Here is an 18,289-nt window from a genome sequence, read left to right as displayed (position 1 = left end):
CGGCCCGGCTGGACGAACCCAGCCGGGCCGGCGTTGGTACGTCCGCAGGTCGTACGCCGCCCGGGCCCGCTCGTTCGGACCGGGCCCGGCAGGTCCGCTTCCGCGTCCCGAGGCCGGGTCAGCCCGCAGGGTGCTTCGGCTGCTTCAACGCCAGCATCATGGCCAGCGCGGCCCCGGTGAAGACCGCGGCCATGGTGAACGCGGCGGTCACGCCGTGGATGAACGGCTGCGTGTGGGCGTGCCGCGACACCATGCCGAACACGGTGACCAGGATGGACAAACCGAGGGTGCCGCCGATCTGCTGCATGGTCTGGAGGAGTCCTGACGCCGAACCCGCCTCCTTGGGCTGGACGCCGGAGAGGATGAACGTGTTGAGCGGCATCATCGTGAAGCCCACGCCGACGCCGATGAGGATCAGCGGGCCGAGGACTCCGGCCGCGTAACCGTCGCCCGCGCCGAGCCGGGTGATCCAGATCGTCCCGGCGAGGTTGAGCAGCCCGCCGAAGGCCGCGACGCGCTTGGCGCCGTACCGGCCCAGCGCGCGCGGGGCGAGCCGGGCGGCGACGAACAGCGGCCCGGCCAGCGGCAGGAAGGCGAAGCCGGTCCGCAGCGGGCTGTAGTCCAGGTACGTCTGGAGGTACTGCGTGGAGAAGTAGAAGACGCCGAACATGCCCGCGGGGAGCAGCAGCATGATCGCGTAGGCGAGCCCGCGGTTGCGGCTGGCGAAGAGCCGCAGCACCACCAGCGGGCGTTCCACCCGGGTCTCGTTGACCAGGAACGCGGCCAGCAGCAGGCCGGCGGCGGCGAAGGTGGCCAGGGCGCGCGAGTCGCCCCAACTGCTCTCGGCCACCCGGATGAAGGCATAGACCAGCGAGGCCATCCCGAGGGTGCCGGTGAGTGCGCCCGCGATGTCGAACCGGCCGCCGCGATGGCGTTCGGTCTCCTTGATGAAGCGCGGGGCGAGCAGCACGATCGCCGCGCCGACCGGGATGTTGACGAAGAACACCCAGCGCCAGGAGCCCCAGTCGGTGAGCATGCCGCCGACGGTGAGTCCGATCGCCGAGCCGGCGCCGGAGATCGCGGAGAAGACGCTGAGCGCGCGATTGCGCTCCATGCCCTCGGAGAACGTGGTGGCGATCAGGGCGAGGGTGCTGGGCGCGGCGAGCGCGGCGGCGGCTCCCTGGAGGCCGCGGGCGATCAGCAGGACGGTGCCGTCGTTGGCCAGGCCGCCGGCCACCGAGGCCAGGGTGAAGGCGGTCACGCCCCAAATCAGCGCGGTGCGGCGGCCGATCAGGTCCCCTATTCGGCTGCCGAGCAGCAGCAGGCCGCCGAAGGCGAGCGTGTAGACGTTCAGCACCCAGGACATGCCGGTGGGCGAGAAGCCGAGGTGGGTACCGATTCCCGGCAGCGCGACGTTCACCACGGTGGCGTCGAGCAGCAGCATCAGCTGGGTACCGACGATGGCCGAGAGGGCGAAGAACGCGTGGCCGCGGGACGGGGGCGGCGGGTCGGAGGTGGCGGTGGTCAGGTCGCGCACAGCTTGCGTGGACATGCGGAGTGAGCCTCCAGCGGAGAGACAAACGGAGGGTACCTCCGAAAACTATACGGAGACATCCTCCGGTTCTACAATCTCTTGGTGGTGAGCAGTACCGAGCGGTACCTCGACGGGCACCCCGGAAGGAATGACGGCATGCGGGCAGACGCGCAGCGCAACTACGACAGGCTGCTGGAGGAGGCCAGACAGGCTTTCATCGTGCACGGCACCGACGTCGCCCTGGAGGACATCGCCCGCCACGCCGGGGTCGGCATCGGCACCCTCTACCGCCACTTCCCCGACCGCTACTCACTGATGAACGCCGTCTTCCAGCAGGAACTCGACGCCCTCACCGCCCGCTCCCACGAACTGATCGCCGAGGACGACCCGGCGCAGGCGCTCATCACGTGGCTGCACGCGGTGGCCGTCCACTCCGCCGCCTACCGCGGCCTGGCCGCGGCGATCATGGACGCCGGCGATACGCGCATGGTGCAGTGCAAGACGGCGCTGCGCACCGCGGGCGGCACCCTGCTCCGGCGGGCCCAGCAGGCCGGTGCGATCAGGGACGACGCCACCATCGCCGACCTGCTGCGGCTGACCTCCGCGATCGTGCTGGCCGTGGAGAAGAACCCGGAGGAGCGCGGGCTGTTCGGCCGCCTGATGTCCCTCGCGGTGGACGGCATGCGCACCCGCGAGGACGAGCGGCCGACGGAGCCGGCCGCCGAGGACGTACGGGGTCGCGCGGACGACAGCGCACGCGAGGACGCGGGCCGCGCCGCGGACCAGGACACGGGCCGGGACACGGACGTACGCGACGGCGTGCCCGAGGACGAATCGCCGGCGTCCCGGCCCGGCTGAGCGGCGTTGCGGGTCGGCGGCGTTGTGGATCGGCGGCCGTACGGGGTCAGCGGCGGCGGACGTCCGCGAGCCGCGGGGTGGGCTGTTCGGCGCCGAGCGGCTGGGCGCCACGCAACGGCTGGTGCCGTCTGGGGCCCGGCAGCGGACCGTCCCGGCGCGGGCGCCCGGCGGCGAGGGCGTCCGCGCCCGGGAGCGACGCCACGGCCAGCCGCACCCCGCGGTCGGCGAGCGCCTGGAGTTCGGCGCCGGCCCGCTCGTCGTCGGACGGCGGCTCGTCGGTGACCAGGTGGGTGATCAGATCGGTGGGCACGGTCTGGAACATCGTGTCGGTGCCCAGCTTGGTGTGGTCGGCGAGCACCACGACCTCGGCGGCGGCCTGCACCAGCGCCCGGTCCACGCTCGCACACAGCATGTTGGAGGTGGACAGGCCGCGCTCGGCGGTCAGGCCGGCGCCGGACAGGAAGGCCCGCGAGACCCTCAGCCCGTGCAGCGACTGCTCGGCGCCGCTGCCCACCAGGCCGTAGTTGGAGCCGCGCAGGGTGCCGCCGGTCATCACCACCTCGACCCGGTTGGCGTGCGCGAGCGCCTGGGCGACCAGCAGGGAGTTGGTCACCACGGTCAGGCCCGGCACCCGCGCGAGGCGCCGGGCCAGTTCCTGCGTCGTGGTGCCCGCGCCGACGACGATGGCCTCACCCTCGTCGACGAGGCCGGCCGCGAGATCGGCGATGGCCGTCTTCTCCGCGGTCGCCAGATGGGATTTCTGCGGGAAGCCGGACTCTCTGGTGAGGCCTCCCGGCAGCACCGCACCGCCGTGCCGGCGGTCCAGCAGTCCTTCGGCCTCCAGCGCCCGTACGTCCCGGCGCACGGTCACTTCGGAGGTCTGGACGACTCTGGCGAGCTCCCGGAGCGAGACCGCCCCGTTCGCTCGCACCATTTCCAGGATCAATTGGCGACGTTCTGCAGCGAACACGAAACCGAGAGTAACGCCGCCGACCGCGTATTTTCAGCGTTTTGCACCAGATGACGGAAGTTGTGCACAGAACAGACCGGCAAGTGCTATAGGGCGACCGTGCGTTCGTTTGTGGAGCTCGCGGCCCGAGCTCGCGGCCCGAGCTCGGCCGGCTCAGCCGCCGTCGCCCTCCTTGCGGGTGTGCAGCTGACGGGCCACCTCGGCGACCGAGCCGGACAGCGACGGGTAGACGGTGAAGGCGTTGGCGATCTGCTCGACCGTCAGGCTGTTGTCGACCGCGATCGAGATCGGGTGGATCAGCTCGCTCGCCTTGGGCGCGACCACCACGCCGCCGACCACGATTCCGGTGCCGGGACGGCAGATGAGCTTCACGAAACCGTCCCGGATGCCCTGCATCTTCGCCCGCGGGTTGCGCAGCAGCGGCAGCTTCACGACGTTCGCCGCGATCCGCCCGGCGTCCACGTCCGCCTGGGTGAAGCCGACGGTGGCGATCTCCGGGTCGGTGAAGACGTTCGAGGAGACCGTCTTGAGGTTGAGCGGGGCCACCGCGTCGCCGAGGTAGTGGTACATCGCGATCCGGCCCTGCATGGCCGCGACCGAGGCGAGCGCGAAGACCCCGGTGACATCGCCGGCCGCGTACACGCCGGGCGCGCTGGTACGGGACACCTTGTCGGTCCGGATGTGACCGGAGGGCGTGAGCTTCACCCCGGCCTCCTCCAGGCCCATCCCCGTGGTGTTGGGGATCGCGCCGACCGCCATCAGGCAGTGCGTGCCGCTGATCACCCGGCCGTCGGCGAGCGTCACCTCGACCCGGTCACCCACGCGTCCCTCCCGGCCCGCCTTCGGCGAGGAGGGTCCCCGACCCGTAGCGGGTCCGGGGACACGCTTGACGCTCGCGGCGCGGGAGCGGGCCATCACGTTCATGCCGCGGCGGCGGAAGACGTCTTCCAGCACGGCTGCGGCGTCCGGGTCCTCGCCGGGCAGGACGCGGTCGCGGGAGGAGACGAGGGTGACCGTGGAACCGAGCGCCTGGTACGCGCCGGCGAACTCGGCGCCGGTCACGCCGGAACCGACCACGATCAGTTCCCTGGGCAGCTCGTGCAGGTCGTAGACCTGCGTCCAGTTGAGGATGCGCTCGCCGTCGGGCAGCGCGTCCTCCAGTTCGCGCGGGCGCGCGCCGGTCGCGATCAGCACGGCGTCCGCGGTCAGCCGCTGGGAGGAGCCGTCCGCGGCCTCCACCACCACGCAGCGGGTGCCCTCCGCGGTCTGGCAGCCTTCCAGGCGCCCCCGCCCGCGCATCACGCGGGCGCCGGTCCGGGTGACGGAGGCCGTGATGTCGTGCGACTGGGCGAGCGCGAGCCGCTTGACGCGGCGGTTGACCTTGCCGAGGTCCACGCCGACCACCCGCGCGGACCGCTCCAGCGGCGGGGTGTCGTCGGCGACGATGATGCCGAGCTCGTCGTAGGACGAGTCGAAGGTCGTCATCACCTCGGCGGTGGCGATGAGGGTCTTGGACGGTACGCAGTCGGTGAGCACCGACGCGCCGCCCAGGCCGTCGGTGTCCACGACGGTCACCTCCGCGCCGAGCTGCGCCGCTACCAGCGCGGCTTCGTAGCCGCCGGGCCCGCCACCGATGATCACGATCCTTGTCACATGCCCCATTCTCCCGCACCCGCCGAGGCACGTATGCCCCGGGGGGCTCGGCCGCGCCGCGACTCGGCCTGATCTTGCCGCGGCGTAGGGCTCCCGTACTCTCGTGTCCATGTCGCTCTACGCCGCCTACGCCAGCAACCTCGACGCGCGGCTGATGACCCGTCGCGCACCGCACTCGCCGCTGCGGGGTACCGGATGGCTGGACGGGTGGCGGCTCACCTTCGGGGGCGAGCAGATGGGGTGGGAGGGCGCGCTGGCCACGGTGGTGGAGGCACCGAAGAGCCAGGTGTTCGTCGGGTTGTACGACATCGCACCGGTCGACGAGGAGTCACTGGACCGGTGGGAGGGCCTGCCGCTGGAGATCTACCGGCGTACGACGGTGCGGGTGCACACGCTGGAGGGCGACCTGGCGTCGTGGCTGTACGTGCTCAACGACTACGAGGGCGGGCTGCCCTCGGCCCGCTATCTGGGCGAGATCGCGGACGCGGCGGAGTCGGCGGGGGCGCCGTACGACTATGTGACGGAGCTGCGGAAGCGGCCGTGCTGAGGGGTCGCGCGGGTGGCCCGAACGGGGGGGTTCACCACCCGGGTGGCGGGCGCTCTCCGGGTGAAGCCGTACAGCGGAGTATCCGATTTCCGGACCTTGTCCGGCGGGGCGTCTACGCGCGTAGGCCGCGACAGGTTACCCTCGTGCGCGTGAACGCTTCCGTGAACCCCGATCCCTACGCCGCGGCCGACGCCGCCGCCGCCCGTCTGCGCGAGCTGACCGGCGCCGAAACACACGACGTCGCCCTGGTCATGGGCTCGGGCTGGGTGCCCGCCGCCGACTCCCTGGGCGCCCCCGACCACGAGATCACCATCACCGACCTGCCCGGCTTCCCCGCCCCCGCGGTCGCCGGCCACGCGGGCAAGGTCCGCTCGGTCCGGGTCGGCGGCGTCCGCGCCCTGGTCTTCCTCGGCCGCACCCATCTCTACGAGGGCCGCGGCGTCGCCACCGTCGTCCACGGCGTGCGCACGGCGGTGGCGGCCGGCTGCAAGGCCGTCGTCCTCACCAACGGCTGCGGCGGGCTGCTCCCCGGCTTCCGTCCCGGTCAACCCGTCCTGATCAGCGACCACATCAACATGACGGCCACCTCCCCCATCGTCGGCCCGAACTTCGTCGACCTCACCGACCTCTACTCACCGCGCCTGCGCGCGCTGTGCCGCGAGGTGGACCCCACGCTGGAGGAGGGCGTCTACGTCCAGCTCCCCGGCCCCCACTACGAGACTCCCGCCGAGATCGGGATGGTGCGGGCGATCGGTGGGCACCTGGTGGGTATGTCCACCGCCCTTGAGGCGATCGCGGCGCGGGAGGCCGGCGCGGAGGTGCTGGGTATCTCGCTGGTCACGAACTTGGCGGCGGGGATGACGGGGGAGCCGCTCAACCATGAGGAAGTGCTGGAGGCCGGGCGGGAGTCGGCGAGCAGGATGGGGTCGTTGCTCGGGAGGGTGCTCGGGCGGATGTAGGTCCGCCCTCGAACGCCGGGCGGACCGAAGTGTGCGCGGGCCGGCCGATGGGCTCGCCCCGCCGCCCACCGCCCACCGCACCCATCCACCCACCGGCGACCATGGAGCTGCCGCCCACGCCTGGAACTGGAGGAACCGATGACCGAGCTGCTGAGCCGCGTGCGGGCGTGGATCGCCGAGGACCCCGACCCTGAGACGCGCGAGGAGCTCGAAGCGCTGCTCGCCGCCGCCGAGAAGGGGGAGCGGGAAGCGGTCGCCGACCTCACGGACAGGTTCGCCGGGACGCTGGAGTTCGGTACCGCCGGGTTGCGCGGGGAGCTCGGGGGCGGGCCGCGGCGGATGAACCGGGCCGTGGTGGTGCGGGCGGCGGCGGGGCTGGCCGGGTATCTGCGGGCGCGTGGGGGCGGCCTGGTGGTGATCGGGTACGACGCGCGGCACAAGTCGTACGAGTTCGCGCTGGACACCGCGGCCGTGATGGTGGGGGCCGGGCTGCGGGCGGCCGTACTGCCGCGGGCGCTGCCGACGCCCGTGCTGGCGTACGCGATCCGGCACCTGGGGGCGGCGGCCGGTGTGATGGTGACCGCGAGCCACAATCCGCCGCGGGACAACGGCTACAAGGTGTACCTGGGGGACGGTTCGCAGATCGTGCCGCCCGCGGACGCGGAGATCGCCGCGGAGATCGCGGCGGTGGGGCCGATCGGAGGGACGCCCGAGCTCGCGGAGGGGGCGGCCGAGGAACGAGGCGGCCCACGGAACGAGCGAGCAGGAAGCCGGACCCAGGGATCGGACGTGGTGCCGCGGGCCGCGGAGGGCTGGGAGGTGCTGGGCGAGGACGTCGTGGCGGCGTACCTCGACCGGGCCGCCGGGGTGGTCGCCGAGGGGGGCGTCCGGGAGGTGAACGTGGTCTACACGCCGCTGCACGGCGTGGGCCTGGAGACGCTGACCGCGGCCTTCGCGCGGGCCGGTTTCCCCGCGCCGACCCCCGTCGTGGAGCAGGCCGAGCCGCACCCGGACTTCCCGACCGTGGCCTTCCCCAACCCCGAGGAGCCGGGGGCGATGGACCTGGCCTTCAAGGCGGCACAGGCCGCCCACCCCGACATCGTGATCGCCAACGACCCGGACGCGGACCGCTGCGCCGTCGCCGTACCCGACCCCGCGTCCGCTTCGGGCTGGCGCATGCTGCGCGGCGACGAACTCGGCGCGCTGCTCGCCGTCCACCTGGTCCGTACCGGGGCCGTCGCGTCCGACCAGGACGTCTTCGCGGCGAGCATCGTCTCCTCCTCCCTGCTGTCGAAGATCGCCGCCGGTGCCGGAGTCGGCTACGAGGACACGCTCACCGGCTTCAAGTGGATCGGCCGCGTCCCGGGCCTGCGCTACGGCTACGAGGAGGCGCTCGGCTACTGCGTCGACCCGGCAGGGGTCCGCGACAAGGACGGCATCACCGCGGCCCTGCTGGTCGCCGAACTCGCCGCCCTGCTGAAAGCCGAGTCCCGCACACTTGCCGGCCTGCTGGACGAGATCGCCCTCACCCACGGCCTGCACGCCACCGACCAGCTCTCCGTACGGGTCGCCGACCTCTCGCTCATCGGTGCGGCGATGGCCCGGCTGCGCGAGCACCCGCCGGTCACGCTGGCCGGGCTCACCGTCACCACCGCGGAGGACCTCGGCGACGGCGCGGCCGGTCTCCCCCCGACCGACGGCCTCCGGTACCGCCTCGCCGCCGACCCGGCGCGCGGCGTCGCCTCCGCCCGCGTCGTGGTCCGCCCCAGCGGCACCGAGCCCAAGCTCAAGTGCTACCTGGAGGTCGTCGTCCCGGTCGGTGCCGCGTCCGAGCTGGACGGCGCGCGGGCCACCGCCGCGCGGGTGCTGGCCGCGGTGAAGTCGGACCTGTCGGCGGCGGCCGGAATCTGACCCGGGTTCCCGGGCCGGCTGCCGGACCTGCTCCCGGCCGCCCGCTATCCGCCGGTGCCGGCGAGGACCGCCAGGACGATCGCGCCGGCCGCGGCGGGGGCGATCACCTCGTACGCCCAGCGGATCGTGGCCGCGGGGCGGGCGCTCTCGTCGTCCGCCACGGGGTGGCGCTCGGACAGCTCGCGAAGCTCGGCAAGGGCCTGGTCGGACGCGGACCGGATCGTGCCGTCGGCCCCGGGTACGGGGGTACGCCGGCGGATCGGCCCCGCCGGGACACCGAACGGGTCGGCCCGCCCGCCTCCCTCACCGACCGCCTTGGCACGGGCGTCCTGGCGGGCCGCGCGCTTGCGGGCGCGCAGGGAGACGGGGACGGCCCAGACCTGGTACGTGCGGCCGCCGGCGATGAGCTCCGTGGAGTACGCGGCGCGCAGCGAGTCCACCCCGGCCCACGGCAGCGTGATCGTACGGAACGGGTTGCGGATCCGGATCCGCTCGGTGCTCGCGAAGACGGCGGGACGGATCGTGAAGGCGACGATCAGCGGCACGGCGAGCAGCAGCGCGGCCATCGCGAGCCACGGCGTCCGGCCGGACCCCCGCACGATCGCGTCACCGCCCAGCCACCCGGCGAGCGCCAGCAGCAGCACCCCGCCGCTGAACCCGGCCACCGAACGGTAGACCCGGTCGGCAAACTGCGGCGGCGCCTTCGGTCGGTCGTCGTGGGAGCTCGTCATACCGCCCGATTCTGCACGATGCCCCGCGGTGGCCCGAGCACGAGGTGGTTGCGGTCCCGCATCACCTGCACCGCCGACGATCCCCGGTCCCGCGCCACGGTAACGGTTCCCGCTCTCCTCGGCTCGAACTCCGCCCGGGCGACAGCTCGGTGAAGCGCCCCGTGCCCCGGGGGTTGCGGGACACGGGGCGGTGGAGCCTGCCGGGAGGGCTGCGGAGCCGAAGTCCCCCGGCACCGCCATCGTCCGGGACAGCGTCGGGGACCCGGCGGAAGCCGAGGCGGCCTCGCACCAGGCCGTCCAGGGAGTTCGGGGGTGGGGCGCCAGGCCGGCCCGCTTGGATGAAGGGGGCGCCCGGGGGCGCCGCAGGAACGAGCCCGCGTCGTTCCTGCCGGGAAATGGCCGCCCGCACAGCTCTTGGCGTGTAGTTACGCGCGTAGATATGCTCTGGTGGTGACCATGTCCTCCGTTGCATCCGCCGAATCCGCACACTCCCCCGAGGACGGCGCCAGGCTCGCCGGATTCGGGGACGTGACCGCGTCCTCCAGTGCGTTGCGCCGCTTCCTGCACGGGTTGCCCGGGGTGGACGCGGTGGGGCTGGAAGCCCGGGCCGCCATGCTCGGGACCCGGTCGATCAAGACGACGGCGAAGGCGTACGCCATCGACCTGGCGATCTCGATGATCGACCTGACCACGCTGGAAGGGGCGGACACACCGGGCAAGGTCCGGGCGCTGTGCGCCAAGGGCATCCGGCCCGACCCCACCGACCGCACCGCCCCGCAGGTCGCGGCGATCTGCGTCTACCCGGACATGGTCGCCGTGGCCAAGGAGGCGCTCGGCGGCTCCGGGATCCACGTCGCCTCCGTGGCCACCGCCTTCCCGTCCGGCCGGGCCGCGCGCAGCGTCAAGCTCGCGGACACCGCGGAAGCCGTCGCGGCCGGGGCCGACGAGATCGACATGGTGATCGACCGGGGCGCGTTCCTCGCCGGGCGCTATCTGGACGTCTTCCAGGAGATCCAGGCCGTGAAGGAGGCCTGCGCGCGCGAGGACGGCACCCGCGCCCACCTCAAGGTGATCTTCGAGAACGGCGAGCTGTCGACGTACGACAACATCCGCCGCTGCTCCTGGCTCGCCATGCTGGCGGGCGCCGACTTCATCAAGACCTCGACCGGCAAGGTCGCGGTCAACGCCACCCCGCCGAACACCCTGCTGATGCTGGAGGCGGTCCGCGACTTCCGCGACGCCACCGGCGTACAGGTGGGAGTGAAGCCGGCCGGGGGCATCCGTACCTCGAAGGACGCCGTGAAGTACCTGGTGATGGTCAACGAGACCCTCGGCGACGACTGGCTCTCCCCCGACTGGTTCCGCTTCGGCGCCTCCAGCCTCCTCAACGACCTGCTGATGCAGCGCCAGAAGCTGAGCACCGGCCGGTACTCCGGTCCCGACTACGTGACTGTGGACTGATAGCCATGGCATCCGAGAAGTTCGCTTACGCCCCCGCGCCCGAATCCCGTGCGATCGTCGATCTCGCGCCCTCGTACGGGCTGTTCATCGACGGCGAGTTCACCGAGGCCGCCGACGGCAGGGTCTTCAAATCGGTCTCGCCGTCGAGCGAGGAGGTGCTGGCCGAGGTCGCGCGCGCCGGGGAGCAGGACGTGGACCGGGCGGTGAAGGCCGCCCGCAAGGCGTTCGGGAAGTGGTCCGCGCTGCCGGGCGCCGAGCGCGGCAAGTACCTGTTCCGGATCGCCCGCATCCTGCAGGAGCGCTCCCGCGAACTGGCCGTGCTGGAGTCGCTGGACAACGGCAAGCCGATCCGCGAGACACGCGACGTGGACCTGCCGCTGGTCGCCGCGCACTTCTTCTACTACGCGGGCTGGGCGGACAAGCTGGCCTACGCCGGCTACGGCCCGGACCCCGAACCCCTCGGCGTCGCCGGCCAGGTCATCCCGTGGAACTTCCCGCTGCTGATGCTCGCGTGGAAGATCGCCCCGGCGCTGGCCACGGGCAACACCGTCGTCCTCAAGCCCGCCGAGACCACACCGCTGTCCGCGCTCTTCTTCGCCGACGTGTGCCGCCAGGCGGACCTGCCGCGCGGTGTGGTGAACATCCTCACCGGGTACGGGGACGCGGGCGCCGCGCTGGTCGCGCACCAGGACGTGGACAAGGTCGCCTTCACCGGCTCGACCGAGGTCGGCAAGGCCATCGCCCGTACGGTGGCGGGCACCCGCAAGCGGGTCACCCTGGAACTCGGCGGCAAGGCGGCCAACATCGTCTTCGACGACGCACCCGTGGACCAGGCCGTCGAGGGCATCGTCAACGGCATCTTCTTCAACCAGGGCCATGTCTGCTGCGCGGGCTCGCGGCTGCTGGTCCAGGAGTCGGTGCGGGACGAGGTGCTGGACGCGCTCAAACGCCGGATGAGCACGCTGCGGGTCGGCGACCCGCTGGACAAGAACACCGACATCGGCGCGATCAACTCCGCCGAGCAGCTGGCCCGGATCACCGCGCTCGCCGAGGCGGGCGAGGCCGAGGGCGCCGAACGGTGGGCCCCGGCCTGCGAGCTGCCCTCGGCCGGCTACTGGTTCGCGCCGACCCTGTTCACCGGGGTCACCCAGGCGCACCGGATCGCCCGCGAGGAGATCTTCGGACCGGTCCTGTCGGTGCTGACCTTCCGCACCCCCGAGGAGGCGGTGGAGAAGGCCAACAACACGCCGTACGGTCTGTCCGCGGGCATCTGGACGGAGAAGGGCTCGCGCATCCTGTCGATGGCGAACAAGCTCCGGGCCGGTGTGGTGTGGGCCAACACGTTCAACCAGTTCGACCCGACCTCGCCGTTCGGCGGCTACAAGGAGTCCGGTTACGGGCGCGAAGGGGGCCGGCACGGCCTGGAGGCGTACCTCGCCACAGCGGCCGGGCCGTCCAGCGAGCGCACGGGGTACCTCCCGCCGAAGGCAGGGAAAGAGGGAAAGGGTGAGCGCGACCGATGAAGACGTCCGACGCACGTGAGACGCGGTTGAGCGTCTTCAAGACCTACAAGCTGTACGTCGGGGGGAAGTTCCCCCGCTCCGAGAGCGGCCGGGTGTACGAGGTGGCGGACTCCAAGGGCGGGTGGCTGGCGAACGCGCCGCTCGCCTCGCGCAAGGACGCGCGGGACGCGGTGGTGGCCGCGCGCAAGGCGGTCGCCGGGTGGTCGGGCGCGACCGCGTACAACCGGGGACAGGTGCTGTACCGCGTCGCGGAGATGCTGGAGGGGCGGCGCGAGCAGTTCGCGCGGGAGGTCGCCGAGGCGGAGGGGCTGTCGAAGGCCAGGGCGGCGGCCGTGGTGGACGCGGCGGTGGACCGGTGGGTCTGGTACGCGGGCTGGACCGACAAGATCGCCCAGGTGGTAGGGGGCGCCAACCCCGTGGCCGGTCCTTACTTCAACCTGTCCACGCCCGAACCGACCGGCGTGGTCGCCGTACTGGCCCCGCAGGACTCGTCGTTCCTCGGGCTGGTCTCCGTGATCGCCCCGGTGATCGCCACCGGCAACACGGCCGTCGTGGTGGCCGCCGAGCGGGCGCCACTGCCGGCGCTCTCCCTCGGCGAGGTGCTGGCCACGTCTGATGTGCCCGGCGGTGTGGTGAACGTCCTCTCCGGCCGGACGGCGGAGATCGCCGCCCCGCTCGCCGCGCACCAGGATGTCAACGGCATCGACTTGGCGGGCGTGTCGGGCGCGCTGGCCGCCGAACTGGAGACGGCGGCGGCGGACAACCTCAAGCGGGTCCGCCGGCCCGCACCCGGCGAGGACTGGTCCGCCGACCCCGGTACCGGGCGCCTCACCGCCTGGCTGGAGACCAAGACGGTCTGGCACCCGATCGGCGTCTGAGCCGTACTCCCCTGGGGTGCGCCCCGCCAGGCGCGCCCCGGGGCCTCTGGGGTGCGGGGAACGGCGCGACCGGCCACGACGCTGCCGCATCCGGCAGCGAGCCGGAACCCGCCGAGCTGGATTCCGTGTCGCTCCGGGCTGCGGCCCGGTGGGGGCTGGTCGCGCAGTTCCCCGCGCCCCTTCGGGGGCACCCAGCGGGAAGCGGTCAGCCCGGCAGAAGTCCCACCGCGGTCCCCACCACCGGCAGCGTGGAGAGCGAGCCGCCCCGGGCGATCGGCCCCGTCACAGAAGCCGTCGAGACGGGCTGGAAGTCCGCGATCCGGGTACCCACCGCGTTGTCCAGCGGGTCGCTGCCGGTGTTGGCGAGCGGGTCGAGGGTGAGGTGCTTGACCGGGCCGATCCCGCCCGCCGCGCCGTCGTGCAGCGCGCCGGTCACGGACTGGGCGGGCAGCGCCTCGTTGACCGCCTGGAGCGGCTCGGTGTCGGTCACGCCCTGCGTGGGCAGCGCGTCGGCGAGGCCGTGGCCGGGCAGCGGCTGGGCGAGGTCGACCCGGCCGGCCGCAGCGGCGCTCCCCGCGGGGACGACGGCGGCCGCGGCGGCGGTCAGGGGCAGGACGAGGGCGGTTCGAAGCGAGGGCCTGGGGCACGTTCCTGATGAGAGTGCGTGAGCGTTTCGACCCCGTAGAGTAACACTGCGAACGCGCACAGTAGTGACTCCTGGGTGCCGCTGCCCGGTTCGGTGGTAGGCAATCCGGACCGCGCGGTCCGGGCCCCTGCCGCCAACCGGGCAGGCCACAGCGGGCTCCGGGTCGAAGAACCGCCGACGACCCCGCTGACCTGTGCCCTTTCGGTAGTACGCATGTCACCGACCCGAAACGAACCGGCCCTACCGTCACGACATGGCGGATATCTTCGACTCGTACACGCCGGCGGACGCGTGGGACGAGATGTTCGAACGCCCCGGGGTGGTGCGGCCGGCCTACGCGGCCGTGATCGCCGCACTGCAGCCCCTGGACGTCAGCGACCTCCGGTTCCGCACCGACCAGATGGCCCGCGTCTTCACCGACCGCGGAGTGACGTACTCCTACGGCGGCGAGGAACGGCCGTTCCCCCTCGATCTGGTGCCGCGCCTGCTGGACGCCGTGGAATGGGACCAATTGGCCCGCGGGGTCCGGCAGCGGGTGCGCGCGCTGGAGGCGTTCCTCGCCGACGCCTATGGCAGGCAGCGAGTGCTGGCGGACGGCGTGGTGCCGTACCGGCTGGTCTACTCCTCGCCGCACTTCCACCGCGCGGCGCACGGCATCGAGCCGCCGAACGGGGTGCGCATCCACGTCTCCGGGATCGATCTGGTCCGGGACGAGGAGGGCCGCTTCCGGGTACTGGAGGACAACGTCCGGGTGCCGTCCGGCGTGTCGTACGTGATCGAGAACCGCCGCGTGATGACGCGGACGTTCCCGGCGCTCTTCGCCGAACAGCCGGTGCGCCCGGTGGACGAGTACCCGCAGCGGCTGCTCGCGGCGCTGAAGAAGTGCGCCCCCGACGGAGTGACCGATCCGGTCGTGGTGGTGCTCACCCCTGGCGTGGCCAACGCCGCGTACTTCGAACACGCGCTGCTGGCCCGGCTGATGGGGGTGCAGCTCGTCGAGGGCCGCGACCTGATCTGCACGGGCAACCAGGTGCGGATGCGTACCACCAGGGGCGAGACGCCGGTGCACGTGGTGTACCGGCGGCTGGACGACGACTTCCTCGACCCGGTGCACTTCCGCCCCGACTCGCTGATCGGTGTGCCGGGCATCATGACCGCGGCGCGGGCCGGGAACGTCACCCTGGCCAACGCCGTGGGCAACGGCATCGCCGACGACAAGCTGCTCTACACCTACGTCCCCGACCTGATCCGGTACTACCTGGGCGAGGAGCCGCTGCTGCCCAACGTCGAGACGATCCGGCCGGAGGAACCGGGCCGGCTGGCGGAGGTGCTGGACCAGCTCGACAAACTGGTGCTCAAGCCGATCGACGGCGCCGGGGGCAAGGGCATCGTGATCGGGCCGCGCGCCGAGCGGCCGGTGCTGGAGCGACTGGCCAAGGAGGTGGCCGCCGACCCGCGCGGTTGGATCGCGCAGCGCCCGGTGTCACTGTCCACCTCCCCCACGCTGAGCCGCCGCGCGGACGGCTCGGACGCCCTCGCGCCCCGGCACATCGACCTGCGGCCGTTCGCCGTCCACGACGGCGACGACGTATGGCTGCTGCCCGGCGGGCTGACCCGGGTGGCGCTGGGCGAGGGAAACCTGATCGTCAACTCCAGCCAGGGCGGCGGTTCCAAGGACACCTGGGTGCTGCCCGGGTCCCGGGGCCCGCGTGCCATGGCGAAGACCGCGCGGCCGGCGCCCGCGGCGGACGCCGGGCAGTCCGCCCCGGTGGAAGTGAGCCCGCGTCAGTTCGGCCCCGGAGCGGTGAGCGCTCCCGGCGGCCAGGCCCAGGAGGAGGCGCACGCCCAGTGACCACCGCGGACATGATGCTCTCCAGGATCGCCGAGTCCCTGTTCTGGCTCGGCCGTTACGTCGAACGCGCCGACGACACCGCCCGCATCCTCGACGCCTATCTGCACCGGCTGCTGGAGGACCCGTGGAGCGACGAGGACGCCGCCTGCCGGTCGCTGCACGCCATCCTGGGCGTGGGCGTTCCGGAGGGGCAGCAGTGCACCCTGGACTCCGTGCTGGAACGGCTCGCCTTCGACCCGGCCAGCCCCGGCTCCATCGAGGGGGCGCTGAACGCCGCCCGGCAGAACGCGCTGACCGCCCGCGAGGTGGTCTCCACCGAGATGTGGGAGACCCTCAACTCGACCTGGCACCAACTGGCCGAGATGCGCCAGGCCGCCCGCCGCACCGGCCCGCACGCCTACCTGGGGATGGTCCGGCGCCGCGCCGCGCTCTTCTTCGGGCTGGCCGACTCCACCATGAGCCGCGACGACGGCTGGCGGTTCGTCATGCTGGGCCGCAGCCTGGAGCGGGTGGACATGACGGCCCGGCTGCTCGCGGTCCGGGTGCTGGCCGCCGTGCATGCCCCGGACTGGCCCACCCTGCTCAGCGCCAGCGGCGCGGACGAGGCGTTCATGCGCGCCCACGGCGCGGCCAGCGATCCGGCCCAGGCGGCCCCCTTCCTGCTGCTGGACCGGGGGTTCCCGCGGTCGGTGCTGCACGCGCTGACGTCCGCCGAGACCTGCCTGGCCGAACTGGGTGGCGGTGCGGCCGGCTGGCAGCGGCCCGAGCCGGGCCGGATGGCGGTGGGCCGGATGCGCACCCGCCTGGAGTACCTGGACCCGGCCGAACTCGACCGCCTGCCCGCGCTGCTGGACGAACTCCAGCGGGCCTGCGGTGAGGCCACCACCGCCGTGGCCGAGCGGTACTTCCCCTACGACGCGCCGGTGGAGTGGTCCCGGCAGTTCGCGCAAGGAGCGTGACCGGTATGGGCAGCAAGCTGCGGATACGCCACGAGACCCGGGTCGGCTACCCGAGCCCGGCCAGTTCCTCGTACAACGAGGTGCGGATGAGCCCGCTCACCCTGCCCACGCAGACCGTGCTGGACTCCCGGGTGGTGGTCTCCCCCGGCGTCCCGCTGTGGTCCTACTGGGACTACTGGGGTACCCAGGTCACCTTCTTCGACCTGTCGGAGCCGCACACCAACCTGTCGGTGACGGCGACCAGCCTGGTCGAGACCTCCGCGCCGGAGCCGCTGCCGGTGCCCCCGGACCGGGTGGAGATCGCCGAGCGGTCGGCGGACTCCCGGCTCACCGAGTACCTGGCCGCCACCCCGCGCACCACGGTGGCGGCGGAGCTGGCCGATCGGGCGCGTGAGGCGGCGGCCGGCCTGGACGCGCACGAGGCCGCGGCTGCGGTCACCGAGTTGGTGCGCGAGCGGGTGGCGTACCTGCCGGGCAGCACCGGCGTGTACAGCGGGGCGCAGGACGCGTGGGACCAGCAGGCGGGCGTCTGCCAGGACTACGCCCATCTCACCGCCGCGCTGCTGCGCGCGGTGGGCCTGCCCGCCCGTTACGTGTCGGGCTACCTCCACCCGCACTCGGAGGCGCCCCGGGACCGCTCGGTGGACGGCGAGAGCCACGCCTGGGTGGAGTACTGGGCCGGGGACTGGATCGGCCAGGACCCGACCAACGGCACCCGGCCCGGGGAGTCCCACGTGGTGGTCGCCAGGGGCCGCGAGTACGGCGACGTCCCGCCGCACAAGGGCGTCTACCGGGGGGCGGCGGGCGAAATGCCGCAGGTCCGGGTGGAGTTCACCCGGCTGGGGTGAGGACGGGCGGCCCGTGGCGGCGTCGTACGGCTGCCGCGGAGGACGTACGGCCTGCCCCGGGGACGTACGGCCCTCGGGGGACCTACGGCTTTCGCGGGACGTACGGCTGCAGCGAAGATACGACTGTCGCAGCGGCCGGGGTGTGCGGGAGAATGGTTTCCCGTGAGTTCACACTCCCCCAAAGCCGCGCATGGGGGTACCCCCATGTCGCTTCGCTCCCGCGTGATCCTGCTGGCCGGCCCCTCCGGCTCCGGTAAGTCGTCGCTCGCCGCCCGGAGCGGGCTGCCCGTGCTCGTACTGGACGACTTCTACAAGGACGGCGACGACCCGACGCTGCCCCGACTGCCCGGCGGCACCGGCACCGACTGGGACGCGCCGGAGTCGTGGCACGCGGACGCCGCCGTCGCGGCCGTCACCGCGCTGTGCGCGCGGGGCGCCGCCGAGACCCCGGTGTACGACATCGCGGCGAGCGCCGCGACCGGCCGCGCCCGCCTCGAACTCGACGGCGCCCCGGTCTTCGTCGCCGAGGGCATCTTCGCCGCGGAGATCGCCGGCCGCCTCCGCGACCTGGGGCTGCTCGCGGACGCGCTCTGCCTGCGGGGGCGCCCCACCACCACGGCCCGCCGCAGGTTCGTCCGGGATCTGCGCGAGGGGCGGAAGTCGGTGCCGTTCCTGATCCGCCGCGGCTGGCACCTGATGCGGGCCGAACGCGGCATCGTGGCCCGGCAGGTGGCGCTCGGCTGCCACCCGTGCGGACGCGACGAGGCGCTGGCCCGCATCGCCGCCGCGGCGGTCGGACGCGGGCGCGCGTCCGTCTGCGTACCCGAGCCCGTACGGGAGGCCGCACCCGCGGCCGCCTCGGGTTGCGTGGAGGCGTAGCCTTCGCGCCTGGGACCGCGGGCCCCCCGTACACGCGTCAGGACCGGACGGCTTCCCCGTCGCCGTCCGGTCCTGACTCC

General features: G+C 73.0%; 16 protein-coding genes. 11 read left to right on the top strand and 5 right to left on the bottom strand.

Annotation, left to right across the window (positions count from 1 at the left end; all coding sequences use genetic code 11):
* Positions 1 to 118: 118 nt before the first annotated feature.
* Complete coding sequence (locus tag VIW71_RS14755; protein WP_331622698.1) at positions 119 to 1,552, bottom strand: MFS transporter; 1,434 nt, start codon at positions 1,550 to 1,552, stop codon at positions 119 to 121.
* Positions 1,553 to 1,636: 84 nt separating this feature from the next.
* Between VIW71_RS14755 and VIW71_RS14750 the strand changes: the two genes are divergently transcribed.
* Positions 1,637 to 2,392: a TetR/AcrR family transcriptional regulator gene (locus VIW71_RS14750; protein ID WP_331622697.1), complete on the top strand. Its 756-nt coding sequence runs from the start codon at positions 1,637 to 1,639 to the stop codon at positions 2,390 to 2,392.
* A 46-nt stretch (positions 2,393 to 2,438) separates the two neighbouring features.
* On the opposite strand, the gene VIW71_RS14745 is transcribed toward VIW71_RS14750, so the two are convergent.
* Together VIW71_RS14745 and VIW71_RS14740 are read right to left on the bottom strand one after the other, a co-directional pair.
* A complete protein-coding gene (locus VIW71_RS14745; protein ID WP_331622696.1) occupies positions 2,439 to 3,362 on the bottom strand; it encodes a DeoR/GlpR family DNA-binding transcription regulator in 924 nt (307 codons plus the stop codon).
* A 153-nt stretch (positions 3,363 to 3,515) separates the two neighbouring features.
* A complete protein-coding gene (locus tag VIW71_RS14740) occupies positions 3,516 to 5,126 on the bottom strand; it encodes an NAD(P)H-quinone dehydrogenase (protein WP_331622695.1) in 1,611 nt (536 codons plus the stop codon).
* Between VIW71_RS14740 and VIW71_RS14735 the strand changes: the two genes are divergently transcribed.
* From VIW71_RS14735 to VIW71_RS14725, 3 genes are all read left to right on the top strand, one after another.
* Positions 5,125 to 5,562 carry a gamma-glutamylcyclotransferase gene (locus tag VIW71_RS14735; RefSeq protein ID WP_331622694.1) on the top strand — a complete coding sequence of 146 codons (438 nt, stop codon included), beginning with the start codon at positions 5,125 to 5,127 and terminating at the stop codon, positions 5,560 to 5,562. The two genes, VIW71_RS14740 and VIW71_RS14735, sit on opposite strands and share 2 nt — an antisense overlap.
* Before the next feature lie 149 nt (positions 5,563 to 5,711).
* Positions 5,712 to 6,521 (top strand): purine-nucleoside phosphorylase, encoded by an 810-nt coding sequence (locus VIW71_RS14730; RefSeq protein WP_331622693.1) that lies wholly within the window; start codon positions 5,712 to 5,714, stop codon positions 6,519 to 6,521.
* 138 nt (positions 6,522 to 6,659) lie between these two features.
* Positions 6,660 to 8,432 carry a phospho-sugar mutase gene (locus VIW71_RS14725; protein ID WP_331622692.1) on the top strand — a complete coding sequence of 591 codons (1,773 nt, stop codon included), beginning with the start codon at positions 6,660 to 6,662 and terminating at the stop codon, positions 8,430 to 8,432.
* Positions 8,433 to 8,476: 44 nt separating this feature from the next.
* On the opposite strand, the gene VIW71_RS14720 is transcribed toward VIW71_RS14725, so the two are convergent.
* The gene (locus tag VIW71_RS14720; protein WP_331622691.1) at positions 8,477 to 9,163 is read right to left on the bottom strand and encodes a PH domain-containing protein; all 687 of its coding nucleotides are present in this window, start codon (positions 9,161 to 9,163) and stop codon (positions 8,477 to 8,479) included.
* A 456-nt stretch (positions 9,164 to 9,619) separates the two neighbouring features.
* On the opposite strand from VIW71_RS14720, the gene deoC reads away from it, so the two are divergent.
* The 3 genes from deoC to VIW71_RS14705 are packed head-to-tail and all read left to right on the top strand — an operon-like array spanning position 9,620 to position 13,025.
* On the top strand, positions 9,620 to 10,624 hold the full coding sequence (deoC, locus tag VIW71_RS14715) for a deoxyribose-phosphate aldolase (RefSeq protein WP_331622690.1): 1,005 nt from the start codon (positions 9,620 to 9,622) through the stop codon (positions 10,622 to 10,624).
* 5 nt (positions 10,625 to 10,629) lie between these two features.
* Positions 10,630 to 12,147, top strand: a complete 1,518-nt coding sequence (locus tag VIW71_RS14710; protein WP_331622689.1) for an aldehyde dehydrogenase family protein — start codon at positions 10,630 to 10,632, stop codon at positions 12,145 to 12,147.
* Positions 12,144 to 13,025 carry an aldehyde dehydrogenase family protein gene (locus VIW71_RS14705; protein ID WP_331622688.1) on the top strand — a complete coding sequence of 294 codons (882 nt, stop codon included), beginning with the start codon at positions 12,144 to 12,146 and terminating at the stop codon, positions 13,023 to 13,025. Before VIW71_RS14710 ends, VIW71_RS14705 begins: the two co-directional genes overlap by 4 nt.
* A 205-nt stretch (positions 13,026 to 13,230) precedes the next feature.
* Here VIW71_RS14705 and VIW71_RS14700 read toward each other — a convergent pair whose 3' ends face one another.
* Complete coding sequence (locus VIW71_RS14700) at positions 13,231 to 13,515, bottom strand: hypothetical protein (RefSeq protein WP_331622687.1); 285 nt, start codon at positions 13,513 to 13,515, stop codon at positions 13,231 to 13,233.
* A 409-nt stretch (positions 13,516 to 13,924) separates the two neighbouring features.
* On the opposite strand from VIW71_RS14700, the gene VIW71_RS14695 reads away from it, so the two are divergent.
* The 4 genes from VIW71_RS14695 (at position 13,925) to VIW71_RS14680 (ending at position 18,209) form a co-directional block, all read left to right on the top strand.
* The gene (locus tag VIW71_RS14695; protein WP_331622685.1) at positions 13,925 to 15,523 is read left to right on the top strand and encodes a circularly permuted type 2 ATP-grasp protein; all 1,599 of its coding nucleotides are present in this window, start codon (positions 13,925 to 13,927) and stop codon (positions 15,521 to 15,523) included.
* Positions 15,520 to 16,482, top strand: coding sequence for an alpha-E domain-containing protein (locus tag VIW71_RS14690; protein ID WP_414720748.1), 963 nt, complete (start codon positions 15,520 to 15,522; stop codon positions 16,480 to 16,482). Before VIW71_RS14695 ends, VIW71_RS14690 begins: the two co-directional genes overlap by 4 nt.
* A 5-nt stretch (positions 16,483 to 16,487) precedes the next feature.
* Positions 16,488 to 17,330: a transglutaminase family protein gene (locus VIW71_RS14685; protein WP_331622683.1), complete on the top strand. Its 843-nt coding sequence runs from the start codon at positions 16,488 to 16,490 to the stop codon at positions 17,328 to 17,330.
* A gap of 204 nt (positions 17,331 to 17,534) precedes the next feature.
* Entirely contained in the window at positions 17,535 to 18,209 is a 675-nt protein-coding gene (locus tag VIW71_RS14680) for a uridine kinase family protein (protein WP_331622682.1), read from the top strand.
* Positions 18,210 to 18,289 lie beyond the last annotated feature (80 nt).

The sequence above is a fragment of the Streptomyces sp. genome (assembly GCF_036524955.1).
Classification (GTDB): Bacteria; Actinomycetota; Actinomycetes; order Streptomycetales; family Streptomycetaceae; genus Actinacidiphila.
The sequence above is the reverse complement of the archived record's forward strand: the minus strand, read 5'-3'. Positions and strand labels throughout refer to the sequence as shown.